Genomic DNA, 20,072 nt, shown 5'->3' with positions numbered 1-20,072 from the left:
CAAAACTCATTATGAGACACGATTCGCTAGCTGTCAAACCAATGGACATGGATTTATTTAACATTTTCTATAATTTTGGCTTGAATAACACTTGTAAATCACCCTGACTTATGTCTCCAAACCAATCTTCAGTCCGAAATTGCTGAATCTGGAAGTAGCTAACAATTTCCGAGGGCTTTACAGAATAGATTGTCTCCACAATCTCATATAAACGGAGATCTTCCACATTTTTCTTTCTCCATTTTTTTTTAATGCAAAAATTCCAAATATCTTCTAATTTGATTCCATCGTATTCATAATAATTTATTTCATCCATTTTGCTTTGTAATACTGGTAAAACCTCATTGTATAGCTGTTCGAACTGAATCATTACAATCCCCCCAACCAATAGTTTTAACTCACTACATTCAAGCATACAAATATTGTATCTGAAATTTCTTGAAATGAGAAGGGATTGAATGAATGAGTTCATTTGTAAAAGGAACTATTTTTTTAACGTTTGTTATTTTTTTATCTAAACTGTTCGGCTTCATATATAGAATGCAGTTTATGCGGGTCGCTGGCGAAGAAGCTGTAGGTATTTATATGACCGCCTATCCAGCGTTTATCTTCTTTGTATCACTATTACAGTTAGGCATACCCATTGCTGTAGCAAAAGTAATTGCAGAGCTCCATGCTAAACGGAGAGAGGGCCAACTCCCAGCTGTTATGAAAACAGCATCAAGATGGTCAATTGTTACGATTATTATTTTCACACCGTTATTGTTCTTGTTTATACCATACTTAGCTGGGACACTTTTACATAACGATGCCACAAGGTTAACGCTTTATATTGGTTTGGGAGCTGTCCCGATTGTAGTTTTTTCAGGACTCATAAGAGGATATTTACAAGGCATTGCAGTCATTTCCGCAACTGCTTGGTCACAAATGTTGGAGCAAGTTATTCGAATCGCATTAATAACACTGCTCTTGCCATTTTTAGTTACAGCAGATAACCCTGCATTAACAGCTGCGTATGCGATGGCAATAACAGCATTTGGAGAAGTTTTTTCATTTATTTATTTATACATTCACTATCAATATAAGAAAAAGAAAGCGAAGAAAAACGAGGCAACCAAAGCCTATCCAGCAATGCCCCTTTTAAGAATAGCGGTGCCATCTGCAGGTAGTCGATTATTTGGTACTTTTACTTGGTTTTTAGAACCAATTGTTTTCTTAAAGGCATTGACCGTTTCAGGGTTAACAGCCGTAGGAGCTACTACTTTGTACGGGATTATTTCTGGTGTCCACGTACCGCTGCTCTTGTTCCCGTCCTTTATTCCTAACGCACTGGCCATTGTACTGATCCCTGCAGTTAGTGATGCTGTAGCAAGAAGTAATATTCAATTATTAAACGAACGAATCGGCATTTCATTGCGTTTATCTTCTTTGGTTGGTTGTTATGCTGCAACTTACTTCTTCATCCATGGTGATGAACTTGCAATGAAGCTCTTCGATCTAGAAGAGAATCGAGGCTTTATGAAAATTTTGGCACCGATCTTTTATTTTTATTATATCCAAAGTCCGCTCCATTCCATTTTACAGGCAATCGATGAAGCACGCCCTGCTATGATGAATTCAATTTATGGTGGTCTTGGAAAGTTATTTGTGATGTTTGTACTAGCCTCACAACCATTTATACAAGAATATGGTGCAATCATTGCGATTGGCTTTGGCGTTTTAGTCACTTCATTTTTACACATGGCAACACTTCGCAATCATAAAATGATTGCTGCCGGTTTTAGATTCTTTGCTATTCCGTATGGTATTTTCATTATAACTTGTTTCATGCAGTCCTATCTTATTCCTATGGTCTCGTTTAATTTTTGGACAAATAGTGCTCTTACTTTAGCGATCCTAACACTTTTATTAATACTTACAAATCAAATTAAATGGAGCGACTTTAAAGTTTTACGCTCAGTTATTTCCCGTCGTCTTTAATTGAACGTGCAATTCATTGTTTTCATAGCAGCAGTAGAAAATATCATTTACCCTTTCGCTATAACCTATTTTCTGCAATTCATTCATAAGCCATGCTTTATCTTTGTTCATTATTTTTAAATGTTTATCAACGATATACCCATCCACGATAAGCGATAAGATAAGTGGATCGTCACTTTTTAAGAAGATTGATATTTTGCCTGATGGTTCTAAAAAGGCATAGTCTATCTGTTGTACAGATGGGATCCTTTCTTCACGCATTTGTTGAAATAAGTCATCTAAGTTGTAACGCTGTTTTCGCATTTCCTCTTGGTCAATCACACCGTCACGGACGATGAGGGAGGGATCTCCATCTATAATATCCCGTATTTTTTTACTCTTTAAAGTAATCAGGGAATTTATAAATTGGATGACCAGAAGTATGATAATCGGAAAGACATTCTGAAAAACAGGTTTATCTACATCTTCGAGTGCAAATGCTACACATTCAGCTATTAGAACAAAGACAACTAAGTCCATAATACTCAATTCGCCAACTTCTCTTTTACCCATTAGACGAAAAACAATTATTACAAAAATGTACAAAAATACAGTTCTCAAAAATATCTCAACATAAGTTTCCATATACCCACATCCTTCAATAGACATTTTGGGCATACGACTATCTAAGTATTCATTGAAAAGAATTCCTATTAAAAGAACAAAAGCGCGGGGCATCCTGCTTAACCCCGCGTCAACAAAAACGCTACATCGTTTGTGCAAGTCCCAAGCTGTTTATGGGACTTGACGACTGCGCTCGCACGTCGGAAGAGGCAGACCGCGACGTTGGGGACTGGGCTGCAGCACTTAGAGGTAGTAGAACTATTTTAGAAGGTTATCCACACAGCAAATTTTTATATTTCCTTAACATTGAAAAAAGCTTACTAACTCGGAGCTTGTCCGTTTTAGTAAGCTTTTGATTTTAATATTATTATTCTGTAATTACTCGACCGATAGCTTGGCGCTCGAATTTTAAACGAGTTTTACCATCAACAATAATGTAAATTGCTCCATCCTCAAGAGCATCAACTTCTCCATGTAGTCCACCGATTGTTACTACACGGTCTCCACGTTTAATGCTATTTTGCATTTGAACAGTTTGTTTTTGTTTCTTTTGTGCTGGACGGATTAAAATGAACCACATCGCAACGAACATAATAATAATTGGAAGTAAACCAACAATTGTATCCATAGTTTTATGTCCTCCTTTCTAACTCTCACTTCATTAGTATAGTATAAATTGAATGGAAAAAGCGATATGAAAAGACTATATTTATGAAAATAATCACACTTTTTCATATTCTTCAATTTTTCGCCATAAAAATAAGGTTGTTTTTAGAAATTTTTAGCATCTGGCTTATTAAAACCGTATTTTTCGAAGAATTCTTCGCGGAAATCACCAAGTCGATCTTCACGAATCGCTTGTCGAACTTGTTCCATTAACTTTAATAAGAAATGTAGATTATGATAAGTTGTTAAACGAATACCAAATGTTTCTTCTGTTCTGATTAAATGACGCACATAAGCACGTGTATAGTTTTTGCAAGTATAGCAATCGCAATTCGGATCAATTGGGCTGAAGTCGCGAGCGTATTTTGCATTTTTCACGACTAAACGGCCTTCTGAAGTCATTAATGTACCATTTCTCGCAATACGAGTTGGTAATACACAGTCAAACATATCCACACCACGGATTGCCCCATCGATTAATGAATCTGGAGATCCAACCCCCATTAAATAACGTGGTTTGTTATCAGGTAATAATGGCGTAGTAAATTCTAGTACACGGTTCATAATGTCCTTTGGTTCACCAACAGAAAGTCCACCAATGGCATAACCTGGGAAGTCAAGTTCCACTAAAGCTTCCGCGGAACGTTTACGCAGCTCTTCAAATTCTCCCCCTTGAACAATTCCGAATAAACCTTGATCTTCGGGACGGGAATGAGCTTCTTTACAGCGTTTTGCCCAACGTGTTGTACGGTCGACTGAATTTAACATATAATCATATGTTGCAGGATATGGTGGACATTCATCAAATGCCATCATAATGTCAGAACCTAAATCATTTTGAATTTCCATTGCTTTTTCTGGGCTTAAGAAAAGTTTGTCCCCGTTTAAATGATTACGGAAATGAACACCCTCTTCTTCAATTTTACGGAATTCGCTTAATGAAAATACTTGGAAACCGCCGGAATCTGTTAAAATTGGACGATCCCAGTTCATAAATTTATGAAGGCCGCCTGCTTCTTTTACAATATCATTACCGGGACGCAGCCATAGATGATATGTGTTAGATAGAATAATTCCAGCATCCATCTCTTTTAGCTCTTCAGGTGACATCGTTTTTACGGTTGCTTGTGTCCCAACCGGCATAAACGCGGGCGTTTCAAAAGAACCATGTGGAGTATGGACAATCCCAAGTCTTGCTCCTGTTTGTTTACATGTTTTAATTAATTCATATGTTACTGCTGGTTTAGTCATTCGAATATTTCCTCTCTTGTGATGTAAATACAGTACTTTGGGCCAACACGGATGTTGGTCCCGAAGACGTTGCCACATCATGTGGCGCTCTTAGTCTTCGATCATTTATTTTTAGGTTTCACCGATTTATGTTTGTATTAAGCGTAAACTCACTCAATATTATGAGCGAGTTGGTCGAATAAACATCGCGTCTCCAAAACTAAAGAAACGATATTTTTCCTCCACTGCATTATTATATGCATTTAAAATAATTTCTCTGGAAGTTAGCGCACTTACCAGCATTACTAGAGTAGATTTTGGCAAATGGAAGTTTGTTATTAACCCATCGATTGCTTTGTAATCAAAGCCAGGATAAATAAAGATGTTGGTCCAGCCTTGTTCTGCTCGAATTTCGCCATCATATTTTTGTGCTATTGTTTCAAGTGTACGTGTAGAAGTTGTACCAACTGCTACGACTTTTCCGCCATTTGCTTTTACACGATTAATTGTTTGTGCAGCAACTTCGGTCACACTATAAAACTCGGAATGCATATCATGGCTTTCTATGGAGTCTACACTTACGGGACGGAATGTTCCAAGTCCAACATGCAAGGTAATAAAGACAATCTCAACGCCTTTTTCTTTAATCTGATCTAAAATCTCATTGGTAAAATGCAACCCTGCTGTTGGTGCAGCAGCTGAACCAATTTCTTTCGAATAGACCGTTTGATAGCGTTCACGATTTTCTAATTTTTCATGGATATAAGGAGGAAGCGGCATTTCACCTAGCTGATCTAAAATCTCATAAAAGATTCCATCATAACTAAATTTGAATAGTCGCCCACCGTGGTCTAATTCACCTGTACAAGTCGCTTTAAGCAGACCATCCCCAAATGTAATTTCTGTTCCCGCTTTAACGCGTTTTGCTGGTTTAACTAACGTTTCCCACTCATCATCATTACCTTGTTTTAGTAATAATACTTCGATATGGGCACCGGTTTCTTCCTTTACGCCAAAAAGTCTTGCAGGCATAACTCGTGTATCATTTAAAACAAGACAATCCCCTTTTTGTAATTCATCGACAATATGAGGAAAATGACTATGTTCTATTTCTCCTGTTTGACGGTCTACAATCATTAATCGACTTGCTGTTCGATCTTCTAATGGAGTTTGAGCAATTAACTCTTCAGGTAAATGGAAATCGAAATCTTCTACTTTCATTTCTACAACTTCTTTCATTATGATTGTTCTGGATAAGTATAACCAAAATGGTCATATGCTAATTTTGTTGCTTCCCGACCTCTTGGTGTTCTTTGGATGAATCCGATTTGCATTAAATAGGGTTCATAAACATCCTCGATTGTCTGCCTTTCTTCACCAATCGATGCCGCGATTGTATCAAGGCCAACGGGGCCACCTCTGAAACGTTCTATCATACTAACCATTAATTTATGGTCAATATGATCAAGTCCTTGAGGGTCTACTTGCAGTAATTCAAGTGCTTGATTGGCTAAAGGATGTGAAATAGCTCCATCCCCGAGCACTTGCGCGTAATCCCGCACTCGCTTTAATAAGCGGTTGGCAATACGTGGCGTCCCTCTAGAACGGCGCGCAATTTCTCTTGCAGCCAAACTGTCTATTTCTACATTAAACAAATGGCTACTGCGTATAACGATTTCTACTAATGCCTCTTCATCGTAAAAATCAAGTCTTAACAGAACGCCAAACCGATCTCTTAATGGGGCGGATAACGCACCTGCTCTTGTGGTAGCACCGACCAATGTAAATGGCGGTAAATCCAATCGAATAGAGCGTGCTTCAGGCCCCTTTCCTACTACAATATCTAAACAAAAATCCTCCATTGCAGGATAAAGAACTTCTTCTATCGCTCGAGGAAGTCGGTGAATTTCATCTATAAATAAAACATCACCAGGTTCCAACGAGCTTACAATAGCCGCTAAATCCCCAGGTCGTTCAATTGCCGGTCCACTTGTCAATCGAATATTCACAGCCATTTCATTGGATATAACAGTTGCTAACGTGGTTTTTCCTAATCCAGGAGGTCCATATAATAACACGTGGTCAAGGCTTTCTTGCCGGAGCTTCGCAGCTTCAATGAAAATATTCAAGTTTTCTTTCACCTTGTGCTGACCGATATATTGTGAAAGTTTTTGCGGCCGGAGGGATAACTCAAATTGCTCATCAAAGTCATTTGATTCACTTGAAATAATTCGTTCGGACATGCTTCCTCCTCCTTACTTCATTTTTAGCAACAGCTGTAATGCATGTTTCATGTAACTTTCAGTAGTTGTGAGTTCCTCGTTGTCCTCCAAGGACGGTCTAATTTTCGTTAACTCTTTATCAGAGTATCCAAGGGCAAGTAAAGCTAAGATCGCTTCCTCTAATTCTTGCTTGTGCACATTTACTCCGAATAACGGCAATTCATCCTCCGAACTCGGTAATTCAATTTGTTCAACCAATGAACCAAGCTTCCCTTTTAAATCCAGGATCATTTGTCTTGCCGTCTTTTTTCCTACACCTGGAAACTTGACTAAAAAGGCTTCATCTTCCATTTCAATAGCAGAGATTACTTGCGAAGGATTACCACTAGCCAAAATAGCCAATGCACCTTTAGGTCCAATTCCCGAAACTTGAATAAGTTTGCGGAAAAGCTCTCTTTCATCAAGTGATTTAAAGCCAAATAACATTTGCGCATCTTCGCGAACATGCATATGTATAAAAATTTGTTGAAGATCTTCCCTGATACGAAATGCAAAAGGATTTGGCGTAAAAATTTGCCATCCCAGACCCTGTTGTTCCAAAACGACATATTCCGGTGTAATTCGTTTTATATGTCCTATTATATAATCATACATCTTAATCCCCCACATTCACTGCTATAGATTATAGCATATTGTTCGGATATACTCCGAACAAATTCAACTGACTATTCTTGCCTTCATGTCAAAATCAGATTCAAAAAAAACACAACTCAACCAAATTTGGCCGAGTTGATGTCTTTTCTTTTACTGATAACAAAGCCCTATACTTTCCAAAGTGCCTGAAAAAAGACCGTCTTATTTAGACGGCCGAATTGACGCTAAAACTATAAACGAATTAACTCTATTTTATCATGTTAGTTGATGTTAGTCGTATTTCGAATGTAATTTTTCAGTTTCCATGATTAATTCAGGCCAATGCCTTAACGCTTTTTCAGTAAATGGCATTAAATAGTCTAAGAATGCTTCTCGCTCATATTTTCCTAATTGCAGCACATATAGCCATTCTCTTAATAACTCATTCGGATATTGAAGGTAATTTATTTTTTGCAAACAAAGATTATATAAATATGGGTTTTCATTTAATAATTTTTCTAAATCATAATCAATTGTAGGTAACACGCGGTGCATCCAAAGAAGCATTTCTTCCGCTGAATCACCTACAACTGCTAAATCAAAATCGATTAACTTCATTTTACGGTCTTTACAAATTAAAAAATTATGATGTACTACATCGCCATGAAGCAATGTAAGTTTTCCATTTATTTTATGTTTCTGCTTACGCATCTGCTTTAAGACTCTACTTGCAAACAATGTAATATCATAATATGCATGCTGCAATAATGGAAGTAATTCTTTTTCATTAATTAAAAAACGCTCTAATCGTGCATTCCATTTTTGATAGAGTTGTTGTCTTGGAAAAATCACTTGATTTTTCCAGTCAATTTTATCACTCGTATCATGTAATGCTTTCAATATTTTGAAGCTTTGTTTTCGGTGAGAATCGTTCGAGAAATCCGCGCTAAAACTCCCATGTTGCCAATATTGAACAACTAAATCCGAATCCTTGCTTTTAACTAACGGGATAACATATGGAAACTTGATATCCCCTAGTTGACTATGAATCGCTTTAACTTTTTCTGCAACTTTTACATTATCATATTTTTTTATAAACAATGTCCCTTGAGCTGTCTCTTTCTTCCATATATTGCTTTTAATTTGCATTTTAATAATTCCAAGGTCTGTTTTGAGCTATATAAGGATTATTGGGATAACCCTGTTGGTTAGGTTGCATCATCTGTTGCGGCATCATCTGTTGTGGCATCATTTGTCGCATCGGACCAGGCATTCCTTGCTGCATGTCATATGGGCCATAGAAGTTTTGATTATATGGATTAGCGCCGTTTCCATAGTTGTATCCTTCTTGATAGTAGTTAGCTGCTTGCCCTTGATCTTCAACGCCATCAAATGGGGAATACTCTTCAAAATTTTGATGCCCTGCATTTGGGTCAAAATCTTGATCAACCATTTTTGTTTTCATTTCCGAAGAATCCAATAACCAATCTGGTAATCCATCATGATCTTCATCGTACCCTTCCATTGCCGGTGCAACATCTGACATAGGGGCCATATCATAGTTGGGTTCGAAATTTGGCATTCCATAAGGCATCATTTCTTGAGAAGGATATCCTCCTCCACATCCACAGTCGTTATATTGTTGCGGCATTTGTTGATAATCATATTCATTTTCAGCATATGGCATTTGCTGGTAATTTGCGTGATCATCACATCCACATGGTTGTGGTTGATAATATTGCTGTTCTTGGCAACCACATGGGTTATGATAATATACCTGTTCATGGCATCCACATGGGTTATGGTGATGGACTTGCTCATGACATCCACATGGGTTATGGTGATATGTTTGCTCATGACATCCACATGGCTGTGGAGGCGGACAGCATACATAAATAATTTGAGGCTGTGGTACTGGTACGTGAACGTACTGCACCTCTTTTTCTACCGATGTCTCGACATTTGTTTCAACTTGCGTTTGTGGTGCCGGCATTTGAATATAGATTGGTTGTGGTACTGGCGCTGGTGCTGGTGCTGGTGCTGGTAAAGTTTTGGGTTGTTGAAAATGCATTTGTGGTGCAAAATCAAATTGGAATTGCGGCATTAAATCGACTTGCGGCATTGGCATAGGTTGTGGAACAGGAGCAGGAATTGGAGCAGTTTCCACTACTTTCGGCACCTCTTTTACTGGTTTAGGTTTTTCAATAGGTTGCGTTAATTTTTCTTTCGGGGCAGTCATCATTTCCTTTGTTGGCATCGGTGCAGTTTGCTGTTCTTTTGTCATGGTAGACTTTGGAGAAGCAGCACCATTTTCTGGCAAGAAAATTTCCATGCCCGGTACAATATAATCAGGGTTAGCTAAATGCGTATTTAAACGTTTTAATTCATCAAGCCCAATCCCATACTGTTTAGCAATACGCCAAAGTGTTTCACCTTTTTGAACAATATGAATTCGCACAAACATCCTCCTTTTCTCGTTTTATAATATGTGATTCATATGAAAAGGACACAAAAAAATAAAACGCTTTGTGTTGTTCCTCGTGATAAACTATGAATGATAGAGTGATGTATATACATGAAATTACATATGAAAGAGGTATCAAAATGAAAAAAATGTTAGGCGAGGACCGTCGACATGAATTGCTCCATATTTTAAAAACCACAAACGAGCCGATTACAGGAACAGATTTAGCAAATCACGCGAATGTATCCAGGCAAGTCATTGTCAACGATATGAATTTATTAAAAGCACGTAATGAACCAATTATTGCGACAAGTCAAGGGTATGTGTACTTAAAACGCGAAGAGCAAATGGAAGTATTTGAACGAAAGATTGTTTGTCTACATACAGCAGCACAAGCTGAAGATGAAATGTTAACAATTGTAGACTGTGGAGTTACATTAAAAAGTGTAAGCATTGATCACCCTGTTTACGGGGAGATTACCGCTTCCATGATGTTATCTAACCGACATGATGTAAAAACTTTCCTGCATCGTATCAGCAAGACACAAGCAAACTATTTATCTGTCTTAACAGATGGTACACATCTACATGAGATTTCTGCTTCTTCTGAAGAACTATTAGATCGAGCCGAACACATGCTACGAGCTAAAGGATATTTAGTTGAAGAATAAAGTCATCAAAAAAGTGGGCTCTCCATTGCGGAAAGCCCACTTTTATTAGTCTAGTCTATAAACCGTTCTAATTCTTCCTTTGTCGGAATTCTGCATTCAGTTTGTTTCCCAAGTTTGTGGCGATTCTTTGCGACAATATCATAGATTGCATCCCGCAAAAACGGTGGGGTGAATAAGAAGGGATATAACAAACTCCACACCCCATCTAACCTTCGAGCAACTTTTAATGCCGCAGTTGATTTTACATAACACTTTTTTCCTTCAATGAATACGAGGCTGTCTATTGTTTTAGGAATTTGAAATTCTTTTAACAATTTTTGCCCTATATTACTTTGAATAGAAGCAAACTTAAAATACTTATTTCTATCCCGCTTTATAATAAATTGAACACTTGCATCACAAAAATGGCATTCCCCATCAAAGAGAATAATGTTCATATTCACACCTCTATTACTCTTGTGTCAAGTATGTATAATAAGTACCAAGAGATTTCACATTACAACCCAGGGCATCCAATTCTTCCATGGCCCCCTTCATCATGGCATCATTTTCATCTGCATGGACATCCATGATAAAGAAATATTCACCCAACCCAGTTTTTAAGGGACGGGATTCAATTTTACTTAAATCTAGTTTACGCCAAGCAAGAACAGATAGAACTTGATGCAGCGCACCCGATACGTTCAAGGGTAATGTAACCATTAAAGTTGTTTTCGCATTTCCTTCTGATTTTTCAATAGGCAATCGCATATTACTTTTTGATAAAACAAGAAAACGAGTATGATTAAACTGAAAATCATGGATATTTCTTTGCACGATTTCTAAGTCATATTTCTCTGCTGATGAGATGTTTCCTATAGCAGCAATACAGCGATCAGGATTTTCGGATACTAGTTTTGCGGCAGCAGATGTAGAAGAATATGGATTCAATGGAACAGAACTGAAACGATAGTACAGGTATTTATGGCATTGTGCTAAAGCATGCGGATGAGAATAAATTTCTTCGACATTTTGCCAATTGTCTTTTTGTTTTTTATGTACCATTAAGTGTTGTTGAATTTTAGATAAGCAATCTGCTACGATAAATAAATTGGCTTCATGAAATAAATAATCTATAGTCAGTGGAACCGTACCTTCTATCGTGTTCTCAAGTGGTACGACAGCTAAGTCAACCTTCTCCTCAGATACTGCCTCTATACACTCAGGTATCGTTGAATAAGGCATCAGCCAATCACTTGGAAATAAACTCTTTGTCGCCAAATATGTAAAAGAAGCTTCGGGTCCTAAATAAGCAATCCTTTGATTCCAATCTTTATTTTCCACTGTTTTTGCCCCCATTATCTAAAGAGTTTCATTATTCAATCTTCTATCTATTGAAAAAGAGAGAGCAATGTTTCCACCTTGCTCTCCTCGTTATTGCGCTTACTTATAGTTTATAGAGCACCAGAACTGATTACCTCAGCAGATTCAACGAATTCTAACTTTTTTAATTGTTGAATAAGCTCGTCAAGTTCATATACCATACTCGTTACATCTAAAGATAAAGTTACGTTCGCCCTTCCCTGAATCGGGATTGTTTGATGTATCGTTAATATATTGCATTGTGCTACAGAAATAATTTCTAAAAGACTAGCGAGTGTTCCTTTTTCATCTTGCAATTGTATAAAAATCGTAAGAATTCGTTCACGTACAATGGAGTGGAAAGGAAAAACGGCATCCCGATATTTATAAAATGCGCTTCGCGATAAATCCACTTCTTTTACCGCATCCCAGATTGAAGAAACTGCTCCACTTTGTAATAGATGCTTGGCTTCTAAAGTTTTTTGCATAGCATCCGTCAGCACATCTTCTCGAACTAAATAATACCGTTGATTAGCAACGTTTTTCATACTCTCCCCCCAAAATCTCCTACGATCCAAAAACTAATAAGATTATTCTATAAACTCAAATTCGAATTCCATTAAGCGGACGATATCTCCGTCTGTTGCTCCACGTTCACGTAGAGCATCGTCGACACCCATTCCACGTAATTGTCTAGCAAATCGTCGAATACCATCTTCACGACTGAAATCAGTCATTTTGAATAGACGTTCAATTGAGTAGCCCGACAATACATATGCCCCGTCATCATCACGAGTAATTTCGAAGTCGTCACCTTTTTTCTCATGCTTATATAGTACAGTTGCATCACTATCTTCTGCAACTACATCATGCAATTCAAAGTGAGGTGTTACTTCAAGTAAGTCGGCAATTTCAAATAATACGGGTTTTAAGCCTTGTCGTGAAACAGCAGAAACCGGATAAACTTTTACAGAATCTCCAATTTTCTCTTTGAATTCTTTCAAGTTTTCTTCTGCGTCTGGCATGTCCATTTTATTTGCTACAACAATTTGTGGTCTTTCTGTTAACCGTAAGTTGTATTGTTTTAGTTCTTCATTGATTGTAAGGAAGTCATCATATGGATCCCGGCCTTCCATACCCGACATATCGATAACATGGACAATTACTCTCGTTCTTTCGATATGACGAAGGAATTGCATACCTAATCCAACACCTTGATGTGCCCCTTCAATCAATCCAGGTAAATCTGCCATTGCAAAGCTTCGTCCATCTTCCGTTTCAACCATTCCCAGATTCGGAACAATTGTCGTGAAGTGATAAGCACCAATTTTAGGTTTTGCTGCTGACACTACGGATAGCAATGTTGATTTACCTACGCTTGGGAAGCCCACTAAACCAACGTCTGCTAACACTTTTAATTCTAATGTAACATTTAATTCCTGACCTGGCTCGCCTTTTTCTGCGAGTTCTGGCGCTGGATTTGAAGGCGTGGCAAATCGGCTATTACCACGTCCGCCACGTCCACCACGTGCAATAACTGCAGTTTGGCCATGTTCCACTAAGTCTGCAATAACTGCCCCTGTTTCTTCGTTCATGACGACCGTACCAGGTGGAACTTTTACCACTAGGTCACCAGAGTTTCTCCCGTGCATCCCTTTACTCATTCCGTGCTCACCACGGTCAGCTTTAAAATGACGTTGGTATCGGAAATCCATAAGAGTTCGTAACCCTTCTTCTACCAGGAAAACAACATTTCCGCCATTACCGCCATCTCCACCTGCTGGACCACCATTTGGTACATATTTTTCACGGCGAAAGGCGACCATACCATCTCCGCCATCTCCACCTTTCACATAAATCTTAACGTGATCGACAAACATTAAATTCACTCCTGTTCTATGTTCAAAGCATACTTCCATTCTGTCGTAGTTTGCTCATATGTTTGAACCTTTATATTGTTATTCCCTTCATAATTGAAGTAATGAGTTTCCCACTTACCTTTTAAGTCAAAAAGTAATGTAAATTGTTTCTCATCTGTTTCAATTGAGATATCTAGTTGCTGTTCAATAAAAGGATCTAGAGTATCATAAACATGAATAACTGTCTTTTCTAAGTATTCTACAATTTGTTCATCTTTTTTCAGATTAACTGGAACAGTTATATTACTATTTAAAGTAAGTTCAAACGCAGGATATCTCCATTGGATCGTTTGCAACCATTCCACCGTCTTAGGTAATTTTAATTTATTGATATTTGAAAGGCTTTTACTTTGCTCCGAAATTTTTTCAATCATCTTTTTCGCTTCTTCGACCCTATCAAGATCTAAGTACATTTTAATTAATTGAATTTGATTCATGAAATCATGATTAGCAAATCGTAAAACATCATTAATCGAAAGTGTAGAAGTTTTCATATAAATCCTCCAAACGTAATAGAAAAAATCCTACCAATATCTTTATCAGTATAACAAGTTTTTCTATTTTTCGCCTTTCTTTGCCCTAAAGTGTGTAGGAATACTATAAGAAAATTTCAAATATCCATGGAGTCCATCATTATTTTTAATAGTTACGAGGGAACTATAACTTCCCTTATACATGAAAAAGGACTGCTGGCTAGCAGTCCTTTTTGTATAATATATACTCTTAAGCTTCTTGAGCTACTGGGTATACACTTACTTTTTTCTTGTCGCGACCTAAACGTTCGAATTTAACAACACCGTCAACTTTCGCGTAAAGTGTGTCATCTCCACCACGGCCTACGTTTGTACCTGGGTAAATTTTTGTACCGCGTTGACGGTAAAGAATTGAACCACCTGATACGAATTGACCATCAGCACGTTTAGCACCAAGGCGTTTTGACTCAGAGTCACGTCCGTTCTTTGTAGAACCTACCCCTTTTTTCGAAGCGAAAAATTGAAGGTCTAAAGAAAGTAATAATTTCATGTCGTTCCACCTCCTACTGGGCTACTTGGTTGTAGTTAATTTTAATATATTGTCCATAAGTTTGGACCATCGAGTAAACTTGAGCAGTCATAACTTGGACAATAAGTTGTAATTTTGCATCGGCTTCCACATCAATATCAGTAGGAAGATCTACACGAAGATAGCCTCCACCTTCTGTTGCCTGGTCGATTTTCGGTTCGATATGTAATAATGCATAAATGGCATTTACAGTACCAATGGCAATTGTAGATGCACCTGCACATACTAAATCCTTACCTGTTTCATCATACCCAGCATGACCTGAAAATTCGAATGCAGATACGTGTCTATTTTCATCGTGATGAATTGTAACAGAAATCACTTCACTCACCTCGACTCTTAAGCGTTGATTGTTTCAACAACTAATTTTGTGTAAGGTTGACGATGACCTTGTTTACGACGGTAGTTTTTCTTCGCTTTAAGTTTGAATACAGTAATTTTTTTCGCGCGTCCTTCTTTTACAACTTTCGCTGTAACAGTAGCACCTGCAACAGTTGGAGCTCCAACTTTAACTGTTTCTCCACCTACGAATAAAACTTTATCAAAAGTAACTACTTCGTCAGCTTCAACACCTAGTTTTTCAACATAGATCTCTTGTCCAGCTTCTACTTTGATTTGTTTTCCACCAGTTTCAATAATTGCGTACATTAAAATGCACCTCCTCTTAGACTCAGACTCGCCTGTAATGAAAGGTGATCAATTCGATACTTAAGACCCTCCCAGAGCGGTTGTAGCACGGGTGCTACAAACAATAACATTACAATATTATCATAGTATCAACTTTTAAGTCAACCGTTTAATTACATGTTTTTCAAATGCAGAACGGTATTTTCGATATCTCCACTCATTCACAATTTGTATAAATAAGAAGATACTCAATACAAGTAAAAATGAAGATTTTGGCAATAAAATAAATGTAATAAGTACAGTTCCCGAAATTAGTATGAGTGAAATGGTTAAATAGAATTCAACTACCCGAATTCGTGGGTAAAAGATATGAATAAGTGACATGATAATCCGTCCACCATCTAACGGCCATATTGGAATTATATTGATAGCAAGCAAAATAATTTGAATCTTCAATAATGGCGCTGCTATTAAGGGATCAAGAAACGGTGTGGCGGCAATACAACAAAGAGTGGCAATCGGTCCACCGAGCGCAATCATTAATTGCTTTTTCGGAGCAATCGAATTCCCGCCTTTTAACAGAATTTCTCCACCATATGGCATTATTACACATCTTTCAACTTTCACTTTACAAAGATAAGCTGCGACGATATGCCCCACTTCATGAATAATTAAGGAAGATAGAATAAGTGCATAATAAGAAATATTACCATATAACACAATACTGAACAGAATCGGCAAAAATAATGGATGAATGGTCATACGCATCATGATTGCGTATGCTCTTTCATCCATTCTAAAGTCTCCTCTAAGTTAAATACTTTCCCGTCATCTTCTATTTTGATATAAAGATCCCCAGGCTCTTTATTTGCAAGGGTACCTCCCCGTTCAATTGATGTATATGGCAATAATGAAAACGAATCCACATTTCCATAAGTTACAGTGATATCCCCTTCATAAAAGACTGAAATTGTTTTGCCTGTGTTTTTAGTATGACCTGTGTACACGACAAGTCCATTTTCGATTGCAAGGATTGGAATGGCTTCTTCAAATGTTAACAGATATCCTTGATCATACGGTTTTACAGATACAAACGATAATAACTCTTGATTTATATTTTCGGTTGAAACGGTAATTTTCTCATCTGGTTCCTGACCAAATACTTCTTGCAATAAATTACGCATAACAGTTAGATCTTCAGAGCTGTAAACTATTTTTTTCACATCTACTTCTAATTGACTTCTTTCTTGAAGCCGAGTACCGAATATGACAACCCCGCAGAGAACAATAGCCGCAATCCATTTCCATTTCTTGTTCACTACCTCATCCATTCTCTTTTTCATAGTATATGAAAAATATGAAATTAGGATTCTAGTGGAAATCAAAAGAAACTGTCCGATTACGTCGAATGCAAATGAAAATAATTTTTTCGTTTTTAGAAGGGGTGATCGAGCCAATTTGCAGTCGTCTCTACGACTTATCTTTAAGGCCAACACGACGTTTGTCATGTGACAATGCAACACGATGCCCGTGTCTTTGTCAGCGCAGTATGTAGAGGCGCGCTCACAAAAATTGCTGCTTAAATTTTCGCAGCTTACGTGGTAGGCTGCGTGTTCTAGATTAAACAACTATCTGTATGTAAATTAACAATCTGCTTTTCTAAATAATAAAAAGGCTATTGATTTTCACCAATAACCTTTTATCTCTATTTCGAGAAAATAGAGATTAATTTTTTAAACATCCCTTTAGAGTTATCTTCAATGGACATTAAAGGAACAGATTCGCCTAAAATTCTTCTTGCAATATTACGATATCCTAAGGAAGCCTTGCTACTAGGATCCATGACAATAGGTTCACCTTTGTTAGATGAACTGATTACGTCTTCACTATCAATTACAATACCCAATAAATCAATTGATAAATGGGTTGTAATTTCATTTATATCCAGAGCATCTCCGTTTTTCATTAAATCTTTACGAATACGGTTAATAATCAATTTTGGCGGTTCAATTGCTTCCTGCTCTAATAATCCAATAATCCGGTCGGCATCTCGAACTGCAGAGATTTCAGGTGTTGTTACAACAATAGCACGATCAGCACCTGCTACTGCATTTTTATAACCTTGTTCAATTCCCGCAGGACAGTCAATTAAAACATAATCATATTCACGCTTTAGCTCGTCTATTAAACTCTTCATTTGCTCTGGCGTTACGGCATTTTTGTCCGTTGTTTGAGCGGCAGGCAATAAAAATAGTTTTTCATCGACACGTTTATCCTTAACTAACGCTTGATGAATTTTACAGCGACCTTCTACAACATCGACTAAGTCATAAATAATTCGATTATCTAAACCTAATACTAAGTCTAAGTTACGTAAGCCAATATCTGTATCTACTAAACATACTTTTTTCCCTTGAAGAGCCAATGCAGTTCCCAGATTGGCAGTTGTTGTTGTTTTACCTACTCCGCCTTTACCTGAAGTTATTACGATTGCTACACCCACATTAGCTTCCTCCTTTAATCGTACTTAATAATGGACGTATTTTCCTTACCTCTTGTACTCGTTCATATGAAATTATGCCATCTCTATTAATATATGCAAAGATTTGTTCAGCATTTTCTTGGACAAAAGGTTTTTCATTGGACATTGTTTCGATAAGGTCATCAATTAAAACGTGGGTAGGTTCAAAATGAGACGCAACGATAATTGCCTCTTTATTTCCATTTACTCCTGCATGGGCAATTCCTCTTAAATTACCAAGAACAAATATACTTCCACCAGCCTCAATTTTACCATTGGGGTTTACATCACCAATGACAACAATATCTCCATCTGTTTTCACGATTTGACCTGAGCGAATAATCCCAATATAGGTCTCGCTCTGTTCTGTAAGCACTTTCTCGTTACTTTCTTCAATTGTTATAACATCACTGTGCACTTTCGAAACGTGCATATTTCCCGGTCCCTGCACAATTGCGATGAGTTCTTTTTGTTGTGCATTCAGTAGGTAACGGTTGCCTAGATGTAGTTGTACATCAACTTTTCCATCAATTCCACCTTCTGAAACCTTGCGTTCAAGTTCTTCTACTAGTTCTGCGTAGGCGCACTGATCATCAAGCCGTAGTACCAACCCCGCTTTAGTCCCCTTTATATGGACAAGCTGTTTATTCATAGTAAAGCGACACCTCACGCCAAATCAATTTAAGAATTATCTCGGGCACGCTGTAACACACGCGCATTGATTAAATATTTAAATGCCCAACCAAGCATTATTAAAAATAATAGGTTTGCGATTATAGTTGGCAGTAAACGGTTGCTTAAAAAATCGCTTACCGGAATAGTTGTAAATTGAATAAAATTAAAGAAATAATACAAAAAAACTTCCATTAAAGCTACGAGCACTACAGATAATATTGTTGTAACACTTAAATGTTGGTGGATAAATTTTACAGTTGACCCAGCAACAAAACAAAGGAGTGGATATAAAAAGGAATATAATCCAATAATATCAATGTAGAACACATCATACAAGAGTCCAAAAATCAAACCATACAAACACGCTCTTTTTTTACTATAGTAGATAGAGATAAATATTAAATAAAGAATGACAAACCGCGGTACTAAAACAAGTGTTTGTTCTCCCCAGCTAATTGGCGAAAACAAGGCAAATTCTGGTTCCAACAAAAATAAAACAACCGCTACGAAGGGAACTAAGAAACGTATCATCTATTCTTCACCTTCAGTAGTATCAGTAGTTTCATCGTCAGTACCATTTGTCAAATCCGCGTTAGTCCCCGTGCCATCCGAACCGTCAACCGAGACGGAAGTTCTTAGGGCAATTATCACATCTTCTAACATCGAAAAGTTTGCAGCTGGTTTAACGTAAGCCATATTTGTAAGACCGTAATCGTCGGTAGTCACTTCTGTAATTTCTCCGATTAAGATCCCTTTTGGATAAATCCCACCTAAACCAGACGTTACAACCTGTTCGCCCTCTTTTACTTTAAAGCTAGAATCGATTCTCTTTAGTATTAATTCATTACGCTCACTGTCATATCCTTCTATTAAACCAAAAACATCCGATTTTTCTCCTTGAACAATGGCAGATACTCGATAATTAGGATTATTCGAGTGTAGTAATTCAACTTCTGAAGTGAATGGTGTCACCAAACTTATTTTGCCGATTAAACCATTCGCCGTCATAACTGCCATATTTAGTTGAACACCGTGTGATGAGCCTCTGTTAAGAATGATTTTTTCTTCCCATTGGTCTGGATTTCGGGCAATCACAGTTGCTTTTAACGGATTATAATCTTTTAAACTATCCTCTTTTTCTACCAGTTCTTTTAAAGATTGATTTTCAGATTGCAAAGTATTAACTTCTGCTTGAAGTACAGCAAAATCTTCCAAACGCATTTTTAAACGTTTATTTTCTTCGTACGTATTTAATAAAGAATTAATATCATTGAAAATACCTGTTATGTAACTTGCTGGCTTTGCAACAATGAATTGAGCAAAGCCAACTGTGTCTTTAATAAATTGTTCCGGAACGCTTGCGTTTTGTCGATCTCGTAAAGAGAAGCTAATCAATGCCACAAGGAAAATTGTGCCAACTAGTAGCAGTATTAATTTCTTGTTTGTAAAATGTGGCAT

25 protein-coding genes and 1 other annotated feature are annotated in these 20,072 nt (G+C 37.3%); of the genes, 2 read left to right on the top strand and 23 right to left on the bottom strand.

Features of this window, described 5'->3' with window-relative positions:
* Positions 1–67: 67 nt before the first annotated feature.
* Positions 68–370, bottom strand: coding sequence for a post-transcriptional regulator (locus tag ACFQU5_RS01115; protein WP_390283852.1), 303 nt, complete (start codon positions 368–370; stop codon positions 68–70).
* 92 nt (positions 371–462) lie between these two features.
* On the opposite strand from ACFQU5_RS01115, the gene ACFQU5_RS01110 reads away from it, so the two are divergent.
* Positions 463–1,980: a putative polysaccharide biosynthesis protein gene (locus ACFQU5_RS01110; protein WP_390283850.1), complete on the top strand. Its 1,518-nt coding sequence runs from the start codon at positions 463–465 to the stop codon at positions 1,978–1,980.
* Here the strand turns inward: ACFQU5_RS01110 and ACFQU5_RS01105 are convergent.
* The 8 genes from ACFQU5_RS01105 to ACFQU5_RS01070 form a co-directional block, all read right to left on the bottom strand.
* Positions 1,957–2,604, bottom strand: a complete 648-nt coding sequence (locus ACFQU5_RS01105; RefSeq protein ID WP_390284686.1) for a DUF421 domain-containing protein — start codon at positions 2,602–2,604, stop codon at positions 1,957–1,959. The genes ACFQU5_RS01110 and ACFQU5_RS01105 overlap by 24 nt on opposite strands.
* A 346-nt stretch (positions 2,605–2,950) precedes the next feature.
* Entirely contained in the window at positions 2,951–3,211 is a 261-nt protein-coding gene (yajC, locus tag ACFQU5_RS01100; protein WP_390283848.1) for a preprotein translocase subunit YajC, read from the bottom strand.
* Positions 3,212–3,354: 143 nt separating this feature from the next.
* Entirely contained in the window at positions 3,355–4,500 is a 1,146-nt protein-coding gene (gene tgt / locus ACFQU5_RS01095) for a tRNA guanosine(34) transglycosylase Tgt (RefSeq protein ID WP_390283846.1), read from the bottom strand.
* Positions 4,501–4,659: 159 nt separating this feature from the next.
* Entirely contained in the window at positions 4,660–5,700 is a 1,041-nt protein-coding gene (gene queA, locus ACFQU5_RS01090; RefSeq protein ID WP_390283844.1) for a tRNA preQ1(34) S-adenosylmethionine ribosyltransferase-isomerase QueA, read from the bottom strand.
* A gap of 17 nt (positions 5,701–5,717) precedes the next feature.
* The gene (gene ruvB, locus ACFQU5_RS01085) at positions 5,718–6,722 is read right to left on the bottom strand and encodes a Holliday junction branch migration DNA helicase RuvB (protein ID WP_390283842.1); all 1,005 of its coding nucleotides are present in this window, start codon (positions 6,720–6,722) and stop codon (positions 5,718–5,720) included.
* A gap of 12 nt (positions 6,723–6,734) precedes the next feature.
* Complete coding sequence (gene ruvA / locus ACFQU5_RS01080) at positions 6,735–7,355, bottom strand: Holliday junction branch migration protein RuvA (RefSeq protein WP_390283840.1); 621 nt, start codon at positions 7,353–7,355, stop codon at positions 6,735–6,737.
* A 270-nt stretch (positions 7,356–7,625) separates the two neighbouring features.
* Entirely contained in the window at positions 7,626–8,483 is an 858-nt protein-coding gene (locus tag ACFQU5_RS01075; protein WP_390283838.1) for a phosphotransferase, read from the bottom strand.
* Position 8,484: 1 nt separating this feature from the next.
* Entirely contained in the window at positions 8,485–9,792 is a 1,308-nt protein-coding gene (locus tag ACFQU5_RS01070) for a LysM peptidoglycan-binding domain-containing protein (protein WP_390283836.1), read from the bottom strand.
* A 146-nt stretch (positions 9,793–9,938) separates the two neighbouring features.
* Between ACFQU5_RS01070 and ACFQU5_RS01065 the strand changes: the two genes are divergently transcribed.
* Positions 9,939–10,469 carry a transcription repressor NadR gene (locus ACFQU5_RS01065; protein WP_390283834.1) on the top strand — a complete coding sequence of 177 codons (531 nt, stop codon included), beginning with the start codon at positions 9,939–9,941 and terminating at the stop codon, positions 10,467–10,469.
* Between the two features lie 50 nt (positions 10,470–10,519).
* Here the strand turns inward: ACFQU5_RS01065 and ACFQU5_RS01060 are convergent, their stop codons facing one another.
* The 14 genes from ACFQU5_RS01060 to mreC form a co-directional block, all read right to left on the bottom strand.
* Positions 10,520–10,906: a thiol-disulfide oxidoreductase DCC family protein gene (locus ACFQU5_RS01060; RefSeq protein WP_390283832.1), complete on the bottom strand. Its 387-nt coding sequence runs from the start codon at positions 10,904–10,906 to the stop codon at positions 10,520–10,522.
* Positions 10,907–10,919: 13 nt separating this feature from the next.
* Entirely contained in the window at positions 10,920–11,807 is an 888-nt protein-coding gene (gene pheA, locus ACFQU5_RS01055; protein WP_390283830.1) for a prephenate dehydratase, read from the bottom strand.
* Positions 11,808–11,902: 95 nt separating this feature from the next.
* Positions 11,903–12,358: an ACT domain-containing protein gene (locus ACFQU5_RS01050; protein WP_137729207.1), complete on the bottom strand. Its 456-nt coding sequence runs from the start codon at positions 12,356–12,358 to the stop codon at positions 11,903–11,905.
* A gap of 42 nt (positions 12,359–12,400) precedes the next feature.
* Positions 12,401–13,690, bottom strand: a complete 1,290-nt coding sequence (obgE, locus tag ACFQU5_RS01045) for a GTPase ObgE (protein WP_390283827.1) — start codon at positions 13,688–13,690, stop codon at positions 12,401–12,403.
* 5 nt (positions 13,691–13,695) lie between these two features.
* Positions 13,696–14,223 (bottom strand): Spo0B domain-containing protein, encoded by a 528-nt coding sequence (locus ACFQU5_RS01040; RefSeq protein ID WP_390283825.1) that lies wholly within the window; start codon positions 14,221–14,223, stop codon positions 13,696–13,698.
* Between the two features lie 229 nt (positions 14,224–14,452).
* On the bottom strand, positions 14,453–14,752 hold the full coding sequence (rpmA, locus tag ACFQU5_RS01035; RefSeq protein ID WP_036201727.1) for a 50S ribosomal protein L27: 300 nt from the start codon (positions 14,750–14,752) through the stop codon (positions 14,453–14,455).
* A 13-nt stretch (positions 14,753–14,765) separates the two neighbouring features.
* Positions 14,766–15,113: a ribosomal-processing cysteine protease Prp gene (locus ACFQU5_RS01030; protein ID WP_390283823.1), complete on the bottom strand. Its 348-nt coding sequence runs from the start codon at positions 15,111–15,113 to the stop codon at positions 14,766–14,768.
* Positions 15,114–15,130: 17 nt separating this feature from the next.
* Positions 15,131–15,439: a 50S ribosomal protein L21 gene (gene rplU, locus ACFQU5_RS01025; protein ID WP_107934610.1), complete on the bottom strand. Its 309-nt coding sequence runs from the start codon at positions 15,437–15,439 to the stop codon at positions 15,131–15,133.
* 14 nt (positions 15,440–15,453) lie between these two features.
* Positions 15,454–15,531: a sequence feature (ribosomal protein L21 leader region), on the bottom strand.
* 43 nt (positions 15,532–15,574) lie between these two features.
* Positions 15,575–16,213 carry a site-2 protease family protein gene (locus tag ACFQU5_RS01020; RefSeq protein WP_390283820.1) on the bottom strand — a complete coding sequence of 213 codons (639 nt, stop codon included), beginning with the start codon at positions 16,211–16,213 and terminating at the stop codon, positions 15,575–15,577.
* The gene (locus tag ACFQU5_RS01015; protein ID WP_390283818.1) at positions 16,186–16,737 is read right to left on the bottom strand and encodes a M23 family peptidase; all 552 of its coding nucleotides are present in this window, start codon (positions 16,735–16,737) and stop codon (positions 16,186–16,188) included. The genes ACFQU5_RS01020 and ACFQU5_RS01015 overlap by 28 nt, the downstream gene beginning before the upstream one ends.
* A gap of 386 nt (positions 16,738–17,123) precedes the next feature.
* Positions 17,124–17,921: a septum site-determining protein MinD gene (minD, locus tag ACFQU5_RS01010; protein ID WP_390283816.1), complete on the bottom strand. Its 798-nt coding sequence runs from the start codon at positions 17,919–17,921 to the stop codon at positions 17,124–17,126.
* A 1-nt stretch (position 17,922) separates the two neighbouring features.
* Positions 17,923–18,591 (bottom strand): septum site-determining protein MinC, encoded by a 669-nt coding sequence (locus ACFQU5_RS01005; RefSeq protein WP_390283814.1) that lies wholly within the window; start codon positions 18,589–18,591, stop codon positions 17,923–17,925.
* 29 nt (positions 18,592–18,620) lie between these two features.
* The gene (gene mreD, locus ACFQU5_RS01000) at positions 18,621–19,145 is read right to left on the bottom strand and encodes a rod shape-determining protein MreD (protein WP_390283812.1); all 525 of its coding nucleotides are present in this window, start codon (positions 19,143–19,145) and stop codon (positions 18,621–18,623) included.
* Entirely contained in the window at positions 19,146–20,072 is a 927-nt protein-coding gene (mreC, locus tag ACFQU5_RS00995) for a rod shape-determining protein MreC (protein ID WP_390283810.1), read from the bottom strand. It abuts the gene before it with no gap.

Origin of the sequence: Ureibacillus sp. GCM10028918, from assembly GCF_042666115.1 — a bacterium.
In the GTDB taxonomy this organism is placed as follows: domain Bacteria; phylum Bacillota; class Bacilli; order Bacillales_A; family Planococcaceae; genus Ureibacillus.
The sequence above is the reverse complement of the archived record's forward strand: the minus strand, read 5'-3'. Positions and strand labels throughout refer to the sequence as shown.